The sequence below is a fragment of the Clostridium sp. UBA1056 genome, assembly GCA_002316385.1.
Taxonomy (GTDB): Bacteria; Bacillota; Clostridia; order Clostridiales; family Clostridiaceae; genus Clostridium_J.
The window spans coordinates 55491-72763 of record DCDL01000002.1 but is presented as its reverse complement, the minus strand read 5'-3'; the positions used below and the strand labels follow the sequence as shown (position 1 = coordinate 72763).

General features: G+C 27.8%; 15 protein-coding genes. 13 read left to right on the top strand and 2 right to left on the bottom strand.

Annotated features, from left to right (window positions below; genetic code table 11):
* Positions 1 to 145 precede the first annotated feature (145 nt).
* From B3W71_RS00940 to B3W71_RS00900, 9 genes are all read left to right on the top strand, one after another.
* Positions 146 to 727 carry a DJ-1/PfpI family protein gene (locus B3W71_RS00940; protein WP_346887068.1) on the top strand — a complete coding sequence of 194 codons (582 nt, stop codon included), beginning with the start codon at positions 146 to 148 and terminating at the stop codon, positions 725 to 727.
* 101 nt (positions 728 to 828) lie between these two features.
* Positions 829 to 1878 (top strand): tyrosine-protein phosphatase, encoded by a 1050-nt coding sequence (locus B3W71_RS00935; protein ID WP_346887067.1) that lies wholly within the window; start codon positions 829 to 831, stop codon positions 1876 to 1878.
* 198 nt (positions 1879 to 2076) lie between these two features.
* The gene (locus tag B3W71_RS00930) at positions 2077 to 3720 is read left to right on the top strand and encodes a sensor histidine kinase (RefSeq protein WP_346887076.1); all 1644 of its coding nucleotides are present in this window, start codon (positions 2077 to 2079) and stop codon (positions 3718 to 3720) included.
* A gap of 6 nt (positions 3721 to 3726) precedes the next feature.
* A complete protein-coding gene (locus tag B3W71_RS00925) occupies positions 3727 to 4449 on the top strand; it encodes a LytTR family DNA-binding domain-containing protein (protein WP_346887066.1) in 723 nt (240 codons plus the stop codon).
* A 251-nt stretch (positions 4450 to 4700) separates the two neighbouring features.
* Positions 4701 to 5918, top strand: a complete 1218-nt coding sequence (locus tag B3W71_RS00920) for an L-lactate MFS transporter (protein WP_346887065.1) — start codon at positions 4701 to 4703, stop codon at positions 5916 to 5918.
* Between the two features lie 290 nt (positions 5919 to 6208).
* The gene (locus B3W71_RS00915; protein ID WP_346887064.1) at positions 6209 to 7333 is read left to right on the top strand and encodes a hypothetical protein; all 1125 of its coding nucleotides are present in this window, start codon (positions 6209 to 6211) and stop codon (positions 7331 to 7333) included.
* A 416-nt stretch (positions 7334 to 7749) separates the two neighbouring features.
* The gene (locus B3W71_RS00910; protein WP_346887063.1) at positions 7750 to 8436 is read left to right on the top strand and encodes a hypothetical protein; all 687 of its coding nucleotides are present in this window, start codon (positions 7750 to 7752) and stop codon (positions 8434 to 8436) included.
* 86 nt (positions 8437 to 8522) lie between these two features.
* Entirely contained in the window at positions 8523 to 9578 is a 1056-nt protein-coding gene (locus tag B3W71_RS00905; RefSeq protein WP_346887062.1) for a hypothetical protein, read from the top strand.
* Positions 9579 to 9972: 394 nt separating this feature from the next.
* Positions 9973 to 10785 (top strand): DUF2225 domain-containing protein, encoded by an 813-nt coding sequence (locus B3W71_RS00900; RefSeq protein ID WP_346887061.1) that lies wholly within the window; start codon positions 9973 to 9975, stop codon positions 10783 to 10785.
* 179 nt (positions 10786 to 10964) lie between these two features.
* On the opposite strand, the gene B3W71_RS00895 is transcribed toward B3W71_RS00900, so the two are convergent.
* Positions 10965 to 11222, bottom strand: a complete 258-nt coding sequence (locus tag B3W71_RS00895; RefSeq protein WP_346887060.1) for a ground-like protein — start codon at positions 11220 to 11222, stop codon at positions 10965 to 10967.
* A 344-nt stretch (positions 11223 to 11566) separates the two neighbouring features.
* Between B3W71_RS00895 and B3W71_RS00890 the strand changes: the two genes are divergently transcribed.
* From B3W71_RS00890 to B3W71_RS00875, 4 genes are all read left to right on the top strand, one after another.
* A complete protein-coding gene (locus B3W71_RS00890) occupies positions 11567 to 12235 on the top strand; it encodes a response regulator transcription factor (protein WP_346887059.1) in 669 nt (222 codons plus the stop codon).
* A complete protein-coding gene (locus B3W71_RS00885) occupies positions 12235 to 13257 on the top strand; it encodes a sensor histidine kinase (protein WP_346887058.1) in 1023 nt (340 codons plus the stop codon). The genes B3W71_RS00890 and B3W71_RS00885 overlap by 1 nt, the downstream gene beginning before the upstream one ends.
* Before the next feature lie 209 nt (positions 13258 to 13466).
* Positions 13467 to 14219, top strand: a complete 753-nt coding sequence (locus B3W71_RS00880; RefSeq protein WP_346887057.1) for an ABC transporter ATP-binding protein — start codon at positions 13467 to 13469, stop codon at positions 14217 to 14219.
* The gene (locus B3W71_RS00875) at positions 14219 to 16129 is read left to right on the top strand and encodes an ABC transporter permease (RefSeq protein WP_346887056.1); all 1911 of its coding nucleotides are present in this window, start codon (positions 14219 to 14221) and stop codon (positions 16127 to 16129) included. Before B3W71_RS00880 ends, B3W71_RS00875 begins: the two co-directional genes overlap by 1 nt.
* A 268-nt stretch (positions 16130 to 16397) precedes the next feature.
* Here the strand turns inward: B3W71_RS00875 and B3W71_RS00870 are convergent, their stop codons facing one another.
* Entirely contained in the window at positions 16398 to 17039 is a 642-nt protein-coding gene (locus B3W71_RS00870; RefSeq protein ID WP_346887055.1) for an undecaprenyl diphosphate synthase family protein, read from the bottom strand.
* Positions 17040 to 17273: the final 234 nt, after the last annotated feature.

Sequence of the window (17273 nt, the reverse complement as noted above, 5' to 3'; positions counted from 1 at the left end):
AATTGAAGTATATTCACAATTATTATATTACGAGGTAAGCTAAAATGGAGCATCTATTGATAGACGCTCCATTTTTTATGAATTATACTGATATATGATATGTAATTTATAATGAGATAAATAAGTAGATTGGGGAGGATATACTATGAAGACTTTATTATTTTTAGCTAAGGGTGTTGAAACCATGGAGCTAAGTGTATTTGTTGATGTGTTAGGATGGGCTAGAAATGATTATGGATATGACACAGAGGTTGTAACCTGTGGATTTACTAAGCAAGTTATGAGTACATTTAATATTCCTATTGGTGTAGACAAGTTAGTAGATGAGATAAATGTTGATGATTATGATGCATTGGCTATTCCAGGTGGATTTGAAGAGTTTGGGTTCTATGAAGAAGCTTATGATGAAAAGCTTTTGGAACTAATAAGACAATTTGATAATAAAAATAAGATAATTGCAACTATATGCGTAGGGGCATTACCAATAGGTAAAAGTGGTGTTTTAGAGAATAGAAATGCGACCACATATCATTTAAAAGATGGGTACAGACAAAAAGAGTTAAAAACATTTGGAGTTAATGTGATAAACGAACCTATAGTTATTGATAGAAATATTATTACATCATATTGTCCAGAAACAGCTTCAGGTGTTGCATTTAAATTATTAGAAATGTTAACATCTAAAGAAAAGATGGAAGTGGTTAAAGTAGCCATGGGTTTTAAGTAGTGAATTTTATAAAAAAGTAAAGTTTAATGTAAATAAGAAATGTTAGTTTTTAGATTTTCTATAGTGAACAAAATGTAATTTGTGTTAAGGAGAGAATGAGTATGGACTTTTTTAAGGTAGAGAGAGAAAAAAAATATTTTAAAAATGTAAAGATTATGAGAATTAATGATAACAAAATAAATATTAGCTGGAAGTCAGAAAAAGAACTTAACCAGGTTAAGATTTATTGGAATAAAACTCCTGAGATAAATGGAATTGAAGAATATATTACAACTGTAGAAGGAGAGACCACAGTTATTTTTCATGATCCAGATACTAAAAGAAGGAATTATTTTATTTTAAAAGCTAAGGGATATGTTTCAGAAATAGTTGCAGAAGTATTAATACCGTTTAAGGGTACTAGTAACTTTCGTGATATAGGAGGATATAAAACAAAGGATGGTAGAAGAGTTAAGTGGAATATCTTCTATCGTTCTGATGAGTTAGCTGGTTTAATGGAAGAGGATATAGAATATCTAAAAAGTTTAGGTATAAAAACAATTTTGGATTATCGCTCAAAGGGTGAAGTTAATGCAAAACCAGATCCATCAATTGATGGAATTGAAAATATAAATATTTCTGGAATAAAATCTTTTGATAATAGTGATGTTAATTTTGATATGTTTTCCTTGATTAAGGAAAGTAAAAGCTTAAAAGCATTAGGAAATCTAGAGGATCTTCTTAAAACGTGTTATAGAGAGATGGTATTTGATAACAAGGCATTTAAAAAGCTTATGGAATATATCGAATATCCAGATAAAATGCCAATAGTTCAGCATTGTACAGCTGGTAAAGATAGAACAGGTATAGGTTCTGCATTAATATTACTAGCATTAGGAGTACAAGAGGAAACTGTCATAGAAGACTATTTATTAACTAATTTATATCGCTCCAATATGAATGAAGCATTATTTAAATCTCTTGGTAACTTTGTAATGGATGACGACAGCAAAGAAATTTTCAAAGTCTTTATGGAGGTAAGAAAAGAATATATAGAAAGTGCTTTAAATACAATTAAAGAAAGATACGGCTCTATTGATAAATATTTAGAAAAAGAATATGGCGTTAATACAGAAAAGAGAACTATATTACAGAAAAATTATTTGTGGTAGCTGCAAGTAAAGAAAATGTACCCTACAAAATAGACTTTTTTTAAAAGTCTATTTTATAGGGTACATTTTAAGCTTTTATATGTTAAAAATTTTTATATTGTTAATATAAATCTATAATAAAACAAATAATATATTGTATAAAATTAGTATTATAGTTTGCTACTATCTGAAAAAGGAGATGAATTTACGTTGTATTATATATATGATATATTATTTCAAATTATAGATAGGGCTACATTACTTGTTATATGCTTCTTTATTATAACTAGATTGCAAAGTTTTAGAGAAATATTTTTAAAGGAGAATTACGAAAGAAAAGACTATGTAATTATTTGTATAGTATTTAGTATATTTGCCATACTATCAACTTATACGGGTGTAAATGTAGAAGGATCATTAGTAAATGTTAGAACAATTACTATAGTATCTGGAGGAGTAATATTTGGTCCAATTGTAGGAATCGTAACAGGGATAGTATCGGGAATTCATAGATATTTAATAGATATAAATGGTATAACTTCAATACCTTGTCTTATTAGTAGCATAACTGCAGGAATAGTTTCAGGATATATAAATAAAAAGGTTAGCAGGAAGTATAGATGGATAGCTGGTATAGGTGCAGGAATGCTAAGTGAAATGATTACGATGATACTAATACTTAAATTAAGTAAACCTCATTCATTAGGCATTGATATAGTATCTAAAATTGCTATTCCTATGATACTAGGGCAAATTAGTGTAGGTTTTATTGTTTTGTTGGTTCAAAGTGTAGAAGATGATAAAGAAAAGATAGCTGCAAAACAAGCAAAATTAGCACTTAATATTGCAAACAAAACTCTCCCATATTTTAGAGCTACTAATAAGGATTCTTTAAATAAGATATGTAATATTATAAAAGAAGATATACAAGCCGACGCAGTAGCTATAACTGATAAAAAATATATATTAGCTTATGTGGGAGTTGGAGAAGAGCATTATAATGTAGACCATGAAATAATAACTGAAGCAACTAAAGAAGCAATAAAGAGCGGAAAAATAATTATAAGAAATCATAACATAGAGGATAAAAGTGCAATGCTAAAATCAGCTATTGTAATACCACTTGAAGAAAAAAATGAAGTTATAGGAGCTTTAAAAATATACTATAGAAAAGAACACAAAATAACTTATTCATTGCAAAGTCTTGCAGTGGGGCTTTCACAAATTATTTCTACATTAATGGAGTTGTCAAAGATCGAACAAATAAAAGAAATGGCAAACAAATCAGAAATTAAGGCACTTCAAACTCAAATAAACCCACATTTTTTGTTTAATGCATTAAATGCTATAACTTCCTGTATAAGAATAAATCCTGATAAAGCAAGGGAACTTACAATAAATTTAGCTAGTTACTTAAGATACAATTTAGAACTAAATGATGAATTTATAGATATAAAAAAAGAACTTAAACAAGTGAAGGATTATGTAGAAATAGAAAAAGCTAGGTTTGGAAATAAATTAAATATAATCTATGACATCGATGATGTAGATGTTAGAATACCTAGCCTTTTAATACAGCCTTTAGTTGAGAATGCTATAGTTCATGGCATTTTAAAAGATAAAGGGACAGGAACTGTAAGCATTAGTGTAAAAAAGCATAATGAAAAGGTTAAAATAACTATTATTGATAATGGTATTGGTATAAGTGAAGATATAATAGAGAGAGTTTATAGTGATACAATGCTTGAAAATAAAATTGGTCTTTACAATGTTTATTTAAGGCTTAAACTTATTTATGGCGAAGGACTTATAATAAAAAGGCTTGAGAAAGGAACTAAAATTGAATTCTATATAAAGAGGTGAGATCTTATGAAAGCTATAATAGTTGAAGATGAATTTTTAGCAAGGGAAGAACTTAAATATTTCATCAAAAATTACAGTAGTATAGAAATAGTAGATGAATTTGAAGATGGAATAGATGTACTTAAATTTATTCAGAAAAATGAAATAGATATTATTTTTTTAGATATAAATATACCTTCACTTGATGGGGTATTACTTGCTAAAAATATAAGTAAATTTTCTAGAAAGCCTTATATAGTATTTATAACAGCTTACAAAGAACATGCTGTAGAAGCATTTGAGATAGAAGCTTTCGATTACATATTAAAGCCCTACCATGAATCTAGAATTATATCTATGCTAAAAAAGTTAGAAATTACCCATAATAATGAAAAAGATAATTTACATAAAAGTAGTATAGCTAACAAGATAAATTTATGGAAGAACGAAAAAATAATAGTAGTTGATTTAGACGATATATACTATTGCATTTCTAAAGAAAGAGTAACTTATGTTTTCACAAAAGATGAAGAATATTCAGTAGGGGTGAGTATAACTGAATTTTATAATAGCTTACCAAAGGACCGTTTTTTTAGATGTCATAGATCTTATATTGTTAATATAACTAAAATAAGAGAAATAATTCCTTGGTTTAATAATACCTATAATTTAAAACTTCAAGGCATAAATTATGAAGTACCAGTAAGTAGAAGTAATTTAAAGGAATTTAGACAACTGATGAATATATAATTAGAGTAAAATTAGATAGTGGTTGAATGATACATCAGAGATATTAATGTTAGTCAGTTAGTGTATTGATGTATTTAATGTAATGTTCTTTGCATTTCACTCACTAATTAATAATTTTAGAGATTACTAATATATAATTTAAAATAAGTAAAGGATATAAAGCGGCAAGTATTTATAATGCTGTAAAGATTTACTTTAATATTATAGTAATAAAAATAAAATTATGGAGTGAGTGAAGGGAGATCTTGAAAATGAAAAGCATATCAGGACATCGTTGGCTAATAGTATTAGGTACAGTAATTGCTCAATTAGGACTTGGAACAATATATACCTGGAGTTTATTTAATCAACCTCTTGTAAATAAGTTTGGTTGGGAACTAAATAGGGTAGCTCTTACATTCTCAATTACAAGCTTTGCTTTAGCATTTTCAACATTATTTGCAGGGAAGCTTCAGGATAAACTAGGAATTAGAAAGCTTATATCAATAGCTGGAATAATAATGGGAGCTGGTTTAATATTAACATCTAAGGTAACATCCATATCTATGTTGTATATTATGGCTGGTTTAATTGTTGGGGCAGCAGATGGTATTGCGTATATTACTATCCTTTCTAATTGTATAAAGTGGTTTCCAGAGAAAAAAGGGCTTATATCAGGTATTTCAGTAGGAGCCTATGGGGCAGGAAGTCTAATATTTAAGTATATTAATGCAAGTTTGATAAGCTCAAAGGGAGTGTCTGCAGCGTTCTTATATTGGGGTATTATGATAATGGTTTTGGTATTTACTGGAGCCCAATTATTAAAAGATGCACCAGTTGAAAAAGTAAGTGCCAATAATAGTGCAAATGAAAACAACTTTACAGTAAGCCAAATGTTAAAAACTAGACAAGCTTATCTTTTATTTATAGTGTTCTTTACAGCATGTATGAGTGGTCTTTACCTAATAGGAATTGTTAAAGATATTGGAGTTCAATTAGCTGGACTTAGCCCTGAGGTAGCTGCAAATGCGGTAGCTATGGTTGCGATATTTAACACCTCTGGAAGAATTATATTAGGTGCTTTATCAGATAAGGTGGGCAGACTAAGAGTAGTATTGTTTACTCTTACAGTTACTGCAATGGCAGTGTTCATATTGAGCTTTGTGAATTTAAACTTTGGAATTTTCTTTGCATGTGTTGCTGGAATTGCATTTTGTTTTGGTGGAAACATTACAGTTTTCCCAGCTATAGTAGGTGACTTCTTTGGTTTAAAAAATCATAGTAAAAATTATGGTATTATATACCAAGGTTTTGGATTCGGTGCACTTTCAGGATCTGTTATTGCTAGCTTAGTAGGAGGGTTTAAACCTATATTTATAGTTATTGGTATATTGTGTATAGTTTCAGTTGTCATAGTAGCTAAAATAAAATCTCCTAAAAGCGTTGAAGGCACCAATAAAAATTTAAAAATAACTACAGATGCGGCATAAAAATGCTTTCATAATTAATTAAGATATATATAATAGTCTAATGATTAAATTATTCAAAGAAAACATTAAACCCCTTGACAAATGTCAAGGGGTTTAACGCGTTTATGGACAATTTTTAAATAATATACTTTCTTTGGATTGTAGCCACTTCAGTAGTTCCTTTCAGCATATAAAACTTTCTCATCAATACTTATTGGTTATTATTTACATACGAACCAATTAATATTAAGTATGTATATTTTATTACGATAAATTAAATATACTAATAAATATTAAGGCGGTGGAGAGCAATGAAAATTGGAAACTATATGGTGGATATGACAAGTAGCCATAGTTACACAGAAGTTAAGACATCAAATGAAAGACTTAAATATTGGAATGGAAATAATGTCACTGAAATCGAAGGAAATGGAGATATAGCAAATTTAGAAAATTTAGCAAAAGAGAAGAAGGATTCTTTAGAGCTATCAAAGAAGGCTTTAGATTCTCCGAAAAAAAATGCTATTAACGAAATGGATAATGAAAAGGTAGATGAGATCAACAATGATAATACCGTTGAGTTAGCAATATTTGAAAAAGACAAACAAAAAATAAGGATGCTTGAAGAGTTTATTACAGCACTTACAGGTAAAAAATTTAAAATTGTTATCCCTGACAAATTAAAAATAAAAAAATTTGATCAAGTGACTTTAGAGAGATTTAAATCTATACAGGATTCAAAAAACAACCCAACTGCAGTTCAAAGGCAAGGATGGGGATTACAGTATAATTTTAACTCCACTTATCAAGAAACAGAGAAAATGAATTTTAAGGCGAAGGGTTTAGTGAGCACGGAAGATGGAAGAACTATTGATTTAGATTTAGAATTAAATATGAGCAGGAATTTTATAAGTCAAACTAATATTAATATTAAGGCTGGAGATGCTCTAATTGACCCACTTGTAATTAATTATTCAGGCAAAAATTTAGAGTTAACAGATAACAAAACCTCATTTGATATCGACTTAGATGGAATTAAGGATAATATTCCATTTGTATCAGAAGGAAGTGGTTTTTTAGCGCTAGACCTTAATAATGATGGAGTGATAAATGATGGAAAGGAATTATTTGGACCATCAACTGGTAATGGGTTTGAGGAACTTAAACAATATGATACAGACAATAATAATTGGATTGATGAAAATGACAGTATTTGGGATAAATTATCTATATGGACTAAAGATGAAAACGGTAATGATAAATTATTAGCATTAGGTATGGTAGGAGTCGGGGCAATATATGTTGGAAATATTGATACTGAATATAGTATAAAGAATAGTCAAAATACCGCTTTAGGGGAAATTAAATCTTCAAGTATTTTTCTAAAGGAAGATGGAACAGCAGGTACAATACACCATATTGATCTTGTTATATAGGAACAAATATCTTATTTCTATAATTAGTCTTGTCTTAGACAATTTTTATCAGAAACATCTTTTAGAATTTCGATAAGTTTTACATAGATGATTTTAAAATAATAGCATTTAAAAAGTCTACGTCATAACTGCTACAGTGAATAACATTATAAATGACGTAGGCTATTCCAGCATACACCAAATATTATAATTTTATGTTCAATAATACCCCTTTCGTGCAGTTAGTCTTTCTAATTATGATATAAATATTGATAATTCGATTTAATATGATATAATACCTATAATAGAATTCGTGGAAATAATTTATAATTATAGTACATATAGTCTAAAGTTTATAATAATGTTAGCAATATTAATGCAAGTGAAATATTTTTAAAAGAACTACATCACGTAATAACATATAGGAGGTTTTTATCATGGAAGTAAATTTTCAATATGAGGAACATAATCATTTACCAATTGAGACCATATCTGTAATAGGAAAGTTTAATGATTATGATCATAACAAAGGGGTTATGGTTAAAGAAAATAATAAATGGACATTTAAGTGTGATTTGCAAACAGGTGAACATCCCTACAAGTTTCTTATTAATGGGGAATTAAAGCTTAATGATCCAGCTGCAAATATATATTTACCAGATGATAATGAAGAACTTTGGTCTATAGTTAAGATTAATGAAAATGATCAGAGATTGTATAATAATACTCAATATACAACACATATAGAAAAATACAATATAGGTTCTGCAGTAAGTGAGCAAGAAAATATCGTAAATAAAAAAGTTTTTAATATGGCTTTAGATAAAAAAATAGTAACAAGATTTCAATTTACCAATGTAACAGGCTTACACACTGTGACAACAGCATGGTATACACCTGTAGGAGAGTTATTCCAAGTAACTGAGAATAATTTGTTTATGCCACCAAATAGTAAAGAACCAATAATGTTATGGTTTTGGATAGATTTAGAAGATAATACCCGTAAATATCCTTTTGGAACTTGGACAATGAAATTCTTTATAGACGGCGAATTCATATTAGAAGATCAATTTAGATTATTACAAAATTCAGTGTATTCGTCACAAGGAGAAATGAGATATTAGCTTATAAATCCAACTTTACAAGATATAAGCACTTAATGGTGATTATATATTATTTAAGAAGTAAAAAGAAAAGGAAGTGAAAGGTTATGAAAATAACTAACAATGTTAACCTAAATGCAAATATTATCAACAATAGCAATGATAATAAAAGTAAAGGTAGAAAGATAGAAAATAACAATTTAAGTTCAGATGTACAAGCTACCAATATGAAAGTAGCTAAAGATGAATATAAATCTTCAATTGTTAATGATGTTAAAGACTCTTCAGAGGTTGCATCTAAAGAAAGTAAGACAACTAAGAGTTCAATAGGAGGATTTTTTAAATCAGTAGCCGATAAGTTCTCTTATGTAACTAATGAGGTTTCAAAATTTGTTAAAACAGCAGTTTCTGTAGGTGAAAGTGTTGTTAAGACAGTAAAGTCAGTATCAAATATTGTTGTTGATACTGCTAAGGTTGTATCAAAAACTATAAAAGACGTGGCAGATTCAGTAAGTAAAAAAGTAAAAGATACTGCATCACAAATAGCTAGTACCTTTAAGCAAGTAACAACTACTGCCGCCGATTTGAAAAAAGTAGCTGGAGATATTAAAGATTCAGCTACATCTATAATAGATACAGGATCAAAGACAGTTGTTTCAATAGGGGAAGATGTTAAGGGAGCAGTAGAAAAAATTGGAACATCAGTGGATGAAATTAAGTCTGAGTGGAGCAATTCAAATAACGGCATTATAGATAAAGTAGTTAAAACTGGTGATATGGTGAAAGATGGAGTAGAATTCGTTAAAGAACCAATAAAAGAAATAGAAAATACAGCTACAACAGGATATAATGAAATTAAAAAGAACTACAAAGATATAAGAAATAATATTGAAAATTCATTGTCTACTATCCAAAAAGTTAAAAATGCAGTTGTATCAGTTAGCAAGAATGTAATTGCTACAATAAAAACAGTTGCAGCTGAAGTTAAAGATGCAAGCAAAGTTGTATTTGGTAGTATAAGTGATGCTTCATCTAATATAAAAAATGTAGTTAAAGATGGATATAATGAAATTAATGAAACTATACAAAGCGCATATGGTAGTCATGAAAAAGATAGTAATAACTTAGAAAATAACGATGACATGATACCTGTATTAGCTTAAAGAGTTTTATCTAAGGATAAGTAAAAATGTATAAATAGTAGCTTCCCATTTACATATGGGGCTACTATTTTTTAGATTTTTTCGATACAGAATCTTATAATTGTCAGATCCAAATGTTCATAGAAAGTAATGAGTTAGTTTATTAAATATAAATATTTGCTTTATGGATATGAATTTAAAAGTAACAACCCATGCAATTATGTATGGTGGACTATCAGAAGTCAGTAGAGGTCATAGTATCTATATGGTCATGAACATACAGGTAATCACTTGAACATTAGGAGGTATGAGTTTATAATATAATTTTAGAAGTAAAATTTACATACTAAAACTATTTATAGTAGAAATAAGTGTGTAAAATGCAAAATAAGGCTAAAGTAGGGGGAAACTTAGGGTGAATAAAATTTTTTCTTCGTTAAAATCCTTAGGACTTAATTATGAAGATAATATAGAGTTATACACAAAGGAAGAAGATAAGTATGATGAGGGAACAAAAGATAAAAAATCGACAAAAGTTGATATAAATACATTACTTTATGATAAGAAGGTTACTTGTCCAGTTTGTTCAAAAGCTTTTACAAGTAGAACTGTAAAGGCTTATGTTCCCAAAGTAAAATCAAAAGATACAGATGGTTTTATAAGATATGATGTGATAAATCCATATTTTTATGAGGTATTGGTATGTCCAGCATGTGGATATGCAGCATTAAAAAGTGATTTTCAAAAAATAGAATCCTATAAATGCGAGATTATACTTGCAAATGTAGGTGATAAATGGAAAGGGAAAGAATATCCTCAAATTTATGATGAAGGAATTGCCATTGAGCGTTATAAGCTTGCATTACTAAATGCAGTACTAGGAGAATTTAAAGATAGTACAAAGGCGGTGCTTTGTTTAAAAATTGCTTGGATGTATAGGCTTTTAGAAAATAAAGAATATGAGAGAGAATTTTTAGAAAGAGCACTTAAAGGATTTCTTATTGCATATGAAAAGGAACGAACTCCAATATACGGATTGAGCATTTATTCTTTACAATATATTATAGGTGAGTTATATAGAAGAATAGGGGATTATGCAAATGCTAAATTATGGCTGGGAAGAGTAATCGTAAGCAAAGCAGATCAAAAACTTAAAGATAAAGCTAGAGATATGAGAGATTTGTCAAAAGAATTAGAGATAGAAGCAAATGAAGCTACTTGTGAATAGAGACATATGACTGTATATTAATTTTTATATTAAATAATAAGGCAAATCCAAGGCTACATATGTAAGTAGTAATGAAATCTTAAAGAGAAAAATTAAAAACACCCGAAGAGCGTTTAGCTAATCGGGTGTTTTTTATATTAAACTTATGATTCACCCTAAGATGAAAATTCCTTAAGTTACTACCAGAATAATCCGGGTCTACAGCAATTGTTTCCAAAACCGCCGAAACCGCCGAAACCACTACAACCCAATAATATTAGCCATAATAACCATTGATTATTACCAAAACCACAACCAAAATTAGAATTACAGTTACAGTTTGAAAATCCTGTACAACAAGAGGGTGAACATCTGTCACAGCATGAATGTGTATTACAGCAACAGCAGCAATCACATCCGCATCCACGATTAGAATGACGTTTTCTATGACTACCCATATATATTACCTCATTTTTTATATTTACTCCTAAATTTATGTTTTGGGAGTATGTAATATAAAATGAATTTAAAATACATCAATAAATTATCTATGATTTAAAAAATGTATCTCAATATTATAATATGAAGATATTAGAGTTTGGATACAGTATGATCATAATTAAGGCCAATATTGTGTATATAATTAAGGGAATAAAGAGAAATTTTATCTATAATAGAGTATTTCCTAAGGCTATCATAGATGAGAAAATATATTTTCATGTATTTTGAGGTATTTAGTTTTTATTGTATAATGTAATAAATGTAATATTTTGTTTAATATTTAAAGATAAAAGGAGAAAGTATGAAAGAGATATTATTAGTAGAGGATGATTTAGATTTATCAAAGGCGTTATCCTCATCATTAAATAAATGGGGATTTAAAGTAAATTTAATAGAAAATTTTGATAGCATACTAAAAGAATTTATAGAAAAAGAGCCACAGCTGGTAATAATGGATGTTAACTTACCTTATTATGATGGATTTTATTGGTGTAAGAAAATTAGAGAGGTTTCAAAAGTACCTATTTTATTTTTATCATCAAGAGATTCTAATATGGATTTAATTATGGGTATTAATAATGGAGGAGACGATTATATTACAAAACCATTTTCCATAGAAGTTTTAATAACTAAAATAAATGCATTGCTTAGAAGGACATATGATTATGCAGGTAGTGAGTCTATAATTTATTACAATGATGCAGTTTTAGATATAGAAAAATGTACATTTAAATACGGTAATAATACTATAGAGTTAACTAAAAATGAAATTAAGATATTGTCTGTTCTAATTAAGAATAGAGAAAAGGTTGTATCTAGAGATAAGCTTATGATGAGCCTTTGGAATGACGATGAGTTTGTCAGTGATAATACATTAACAGTTAACATAACAAGACTTAGGAATAAGATTAAAGAAATTGGACTTGATGATTTTATTAAAACAAAGAAAGGTATAGGTTACATGGTTTAATGGGCATAGGAAGATTTATTAAAGAAAAATCATTAAGTATAGTATGCTTTGTAACTATATTTGCAGTAGTAAATTTATTTTTATTTTGTCTAACTTCATTCAAGAATAATTTAGGAGATTTAATCTATATAGACTTTATTATTACAGCTATATACTTAGTGTTTATATTTATGAAATATAGTAAGTCTAAAAAAGCATATGGAGACTTATATAAGTTGATGGATGATAATAAAGAGATTGCAATTAATGATATTAATGGTGAATCATTAGAAGAAGAAATAATGACTTATATTATTAGGAGCCAAGAATATGACAAGTATAAAAATATTAAATTATATGAAGAAAATTTAAGGGATATGGAAGAATATATTTCTAAATGGGTTCATGAAATAAAGATTCCTATAAGTGCTTTAAATATCATATCGGAGAGAATAGAGGATGAGGATATAGGACTTAGTGTAAAAAATGAAGTTGAGAAGATTAATTTTTTGGTGAATTCGGTTATGTATGGAAGTCGATCCACAGCTTCGGCTGAAGATATATTTATTAAAGAAGAAATATTAAAAGACATAGTAAAACAAAGTATAAAGAATAATGCTTTTTTCCTTATTAAAAATAATATAGAAATTGAAATAGAAGATTTAAGTTATAATATTTACACTGATAAAAAGTGGTTATCTTATATTTTAGATCAAATTATTAATAACTCTATTAAATATATAAGAGGTCTTGGAAAGTTACAATTTTATGCTAAAGATGAAGGAAAGTATGTAGAGTTATACATCAAGGATAATGGAATAGGGATAGCTAAAGAGGATATAGATAGGGTTTTTAATAAAGGATTTACAGGAACTAATGGAAGAAATACAGTATATAAATCTACTGGTATGGGCTTATACTTCTCTAAAAAAATTATAGAAAGGTTAGAGCACAAAATAGAAGTTGAATCAATTCAAGGAGAATTTACAGTCTTTAAAATAAGATTTTATAAAATATCAGATTATCTAAAAAGTTTGACTTAATTAAAGAGGTTCCTATATGAAGTGCTAGTTACAGGATTAATTACATGAAAAAGGTTATGATTAAACTTCAATGTTACTAAAATGTAATGTTAGAGCTTTAAAAGTAACCTTAAGTGAAGGAAAACCAATATAAAAACTATTAGAATTAAATTAGGGATTAGATATGAATCTAATAAAAATTAAGTGTAATTATATTGGAGGAAAAAACAGTGAAAGAAATATTAAAATTAAATGATGTTGATAAAGAGTATGGAATTAAAGGATTTAGGAATAAAGTTTTAAATAAGGTTTCTCTTACAGTTAATGAAGGAGATTTTATTTCTATAATGGGCCCTTCAGGAGCGGGAAAAAGTACTTTATTAAATCTGATATCTACATTAGATAAACCAACTAAAGGTGAAATAATACTAGATGGAGTAGATATAACTAAAGTTAAAAATAAAGAGCTATCTAAACTCAGAAGAGATAATATAGGATTTATATTTCAAGATTATAACCTTTTAGATAATATGAACTTAATGGATAATATAGCATTACCTCTTGCATTAGGTAAGAAAAAAAGTAAGGACATAGAGGACAGAGTTATAAAAATTGCAGACTTATTTGGTCTTAAAGATCATTTGAAAAAATATCCCTATGAGTTATCAGGTGGGCAAAAGCAAAGAGGGGCTGCCACTAGAGCTTTAATAACAAATCCTAAGGTTATATTTGCAGATGAGCCAACAGGAGCTTTAGATTCAAAGTCATCTTCAGATTTATTAGAATGTTTGAATAGGGTAAACAAGGAAGAGAAGGCAACTATTATAATGGTTACCCATGATGCACTAAGTGCCAGCTATTCAGACAGAGTTTATATATTAAGTGATGGGGAAATAAAGTGCCAATTGAATAAGGGGACTGATAGAAAAGAGTTTTATGGAAGGATAATAGATTTATTAGCATCTTTAGGAGGTGCTAAGTAATGAGTGTTTTTCAAATATCCTATAACAATTTTAAAAATAACATAAAAGTATATACAATGTTCTTTATTTCAATGGTATTTTCAGTGGTTATCCTAAGTAACTTTATGATACTGATGGATGGGAATGCTTTGAAGTACTTGGGTGATTTAAATGAAGAGTATACAAAACTTATAATACAGATGTTAACTTTAATACTTGTAATATTTATGTTTTTCTTTATATGGTATTCATCAAATGTATTTTTGAGAAATAGAAAAAAAGAGATTGGTATTTATACTTTTATGGGATTAGACTCTACTACAATTGGTAGAATCTATTTTATTGAAATTATGCTTATAGGATTAAGTTCATGTTTACTTGGTACAGGTATAGGTATTGCATTATCTAAGTTCTTTCAAATAATAGTATTTAAGCTAGCTGAGTTTGATATAAATGTTACTTTTAATGTAACATTAAACTCAATAGTATATACGGTTTTAATATTTCTTGGAATATTTCTATTTATGAGTTTAAAAGGATTTATAAGTATTATTAGAAGTAATGTGATAGACCTTTTAAATGATAGTAAGAAAACAGAAAAAATGCCTAAGGTAAATTGGAAGATATATATAATTTCATTTATATCACTAGTCTTAATTATAGTTGGATATTATTTAATACTTAAAGATAAAATGAATGCATTTACTACATTACTTTTAGTTTGTGTAGGTACTTACGGATTGTTTGGAACTGTGTTACCAGTAGTATTTAATTTCTTTATTAAAAGAAAATCTATTTTATATAATGGGGAAAACATAATAACTATTAATAATTTAGCTTATAGATTAAGAAAAAATTATACAACCTATGCAACTATAGCAATTCTTACAGCATGTACGGTAACAGTATTAGGTACGTCAGTTGCAATGAAGGCATCATATGATGAATCAGATGCTAATAATAGATTATATTCAATATCTTTTTCTTCATCAAATGAAATAAACAATAAAGAAGATATTAAGAAAGTTTTATCTAGTATTGGAGAAGAAAAATATGAATTAAGCACTCAGGTTTTAAAGTCTAAAAGTACATTTAAAGATGTACCGGATTATTATAATGATGATTATATAGTATTATCTTATAATCAATTAATTGATATTTTAAAGATAAATGAGAATGCAGATAGCCTAAGCAAAATAAATGAAGATATGGTTAAGGATGATCAAGTAATTTTCATTCAGAGACCAGGAACAATAGCTAGTCTTCGTAGCAATGATAACATAACTGTAAATAACATGGAGTTTACAGTAAGTGAAAGTGGTATTAGGCTACGTACATTTGGAGCAGAGTTAAATTATATAACTATTGTTGTAAATGATGAAAATTACGAGAAAATAAAAACTAAGAGTGAATTAATTAATTTCTATGGAATTAAGATATATAATGAAGAAGAACTTCTTAATATAGAAAAATTAGAATCTATCACAAATGGATTAAGTAAATATATTGATATAGAAACAACTCATGCCACAGTAGGAATATATGAAAGTAAGGGAATTGAATGGATGAAAGGTATTTATGCAATAGGAGCATTTTTATTTTTAGTATTTATTTTAGCAGAAGCTAGTATAATTTATATTAAGATATACAGTGATGCAAAGGAAGATAAAGGTAAGTATAAAATATTATTAAACATTGGAGCATCTAATAAAGAGTTAAGAAAGTCTATAAATAAAGAGGTTGCATTATTTTATGTAATACCAGTAGTAGTAGGCTTAATTCATAGTTACTTTGCTATTAGAACTCTAGGAGATTTTCTATCTATAGATTTAAATAGTACTTATATTATAAGTGTATTAGTAAGTATACTTATATTTGGAGTTAGTGCAATTATTTCAATGAAGACATTTAAAAAGATAATCCAAGTATAAAGTATAAAGTATTTAGAAATAATTTATATGATGATAATCTAAATACTATATTATAATTAGGCAGTGTTATTATAGAAGTATTTAATATGGAATATCTATATATGAATTAAGAAATTAATATACAATTGTTTTAGTATTACAAAGTATACTTTCATATTTAAATGATTTTGCATAAGTTGAGGGGCTTTCACAAAATACACTACTAATCTTATATAAAATATTTATTTAGATTAGCTTTTTTGTGAAAACCCCTTTTAGTGAGCTCATTTTAACCACCAAGAGTAATATCTTGTTCATTATACCAATCTAAAGCATTATAGAAATCTTTAGAAGTAAAATCAGGCCAATAGGTATCTATTATGTAAAAGTCAGAATAAACAGATTGGATTGGTAAAAAACCACTAAGCCTTCTTCTACCACCCCATCTTATAATAAGGTCAATTCTAGAAATATCTTCTGAATGTATATAAGGTAGAACGTGTTTATTAGAGGAATGAGACTCTTTTAATAAATTTAAGTCCCATTCCCATCCATAATGGATTAGGAAGTTTACCTTAATACCACCATTACCAAATTTTTTTCTAGTGGTAAATGGAAGTAAAACTTTTGGAAAAGAACTTGTTTCAGTATTTCCAATAACTAATATTTCGCAGTTTTCTTTTGTTAAAAGCATAACGGAATCAATACAAGCTTGTATAAATGCAAGCTTTTGATCAGATGGACGCTTTGTATTGTCTACAGTATAACCATAGAATGTTACTTCTTTTATATTTTCCTTTTGACAAAGTTTAAATAATTCGAGGCCAGGATTTATACCGTGCTTATATCCTTTATCTTTAGTTAAATTATTTGATAAAGCCCAACGTCTATTGCCATCAGGAATTATTCCAATATGTTCTGGTATTCTCATATTTCCTCCATAAAAATTTATAATTATATTCTTATAGTTTCCATAAGAATATAAAATAAACATAGTCTTTTATTTTATATATTGTAAGGAAGTTTAATATAGAATAGCTAAAGCATAGAAAGATGCTTTAGCTATTCTATTTATAACATTTTTATGTGATTTAATAGTAAGGCATCTTCAAAAAATAAATAAGTCAGGATGTTCGTCTATTTTGTGTTATCTGATGACTACCCG

What these genes read in the sequence shown, in the direction of transcription:
- B3W71_RS00940 (WP_346887068.1), top strand. Translation starts at nt 146, where the DNA reads ATGAAGACTTTATTATTTTTAGCTAAGGGTGTTGAAACCATGGAGCTA.
- B3W71_RS00935 (WP_346887067.1), top strand. Translation starts at nt 829, where the DNA reads ATGGACTTTTTTAAGGTAGAGAGAGAAAAAAAATATTTTAAAAATGTA.
- B3W71_RS00925 (WP_346887066.1), top strand. Translation starts at nt 3,727, where the DNA reads ATGAAAGCTATAATAGTTGAAGATGAATTTTTAGCAAGGGAAGAACTT.
- B3W71_RS00920 (WP_346887065.1), top strand. Translation starts at nt 4,701, where the DNA reads ATGAAAAGCATATCAGGACATCGTTGGCTAATAGTATTAGGTACAGTA.
- B3W71_RS00915 (WP_346887064.1), top strand. Translation starts at nt 6,209, where the DNA reads ATGAAAATTGGAAACTATATGGTGGATATGACAAGTAGCCATAGTTAC.
- B3W71_RS00910 (WP_346887063.1), top strand. Translation starts at nt 7,750, where the DNA reads ATGGAAGTAAATTTTCAATATGAGGAACATAATCATTTACCAATTGAG.
- B3W71_RS00905 (WP_346887062.1), top strand. Translation starts at nt 8,523, where the DNA reads ATGAAAATAACTAACAATGTTAACCTAAATGCAAATATTATCAACAAT.
- B3W71_RS00895 (WP_346887060.1), bottom strand. Translation starts at nt 11,222, where the DNA reads ATGGGTAGTCATAGAAAACGTCATTCTAATCGTGGATGCGGATGTGAT.
- B3W71_RS00890 (WP_346887059.1), top strand. Translation starts at nt 11,567, where the DNA reads ATGAAAGAGATATTATTAGTAGAGGATGATTTAGATTTATCAAAGGCG.
- B3W71_RS00885 (WP_346887058.1), top strand. Translation starts at nt 12,235, where the DNA reads ATGGGCATAGGAAGATTTATTAAAGAAAAATCATTAAGTATAGTATGC.
- B3W71_RS00875 (WP_346887056.1), top strand. Translation starts at nt 14,219, where the DNA reads ATGAGTGTTTTTCAAATATCCTATAACAATTTTAAAAATAACATAAAA.
- B3W71_RS00870 (WP_346887055.1), bottom strand. Translation starts at nt 17,039, where the DNA reads ATGAGAATACCAGAACATATTGGAATAATTCCTGATGGCAATAGACGT.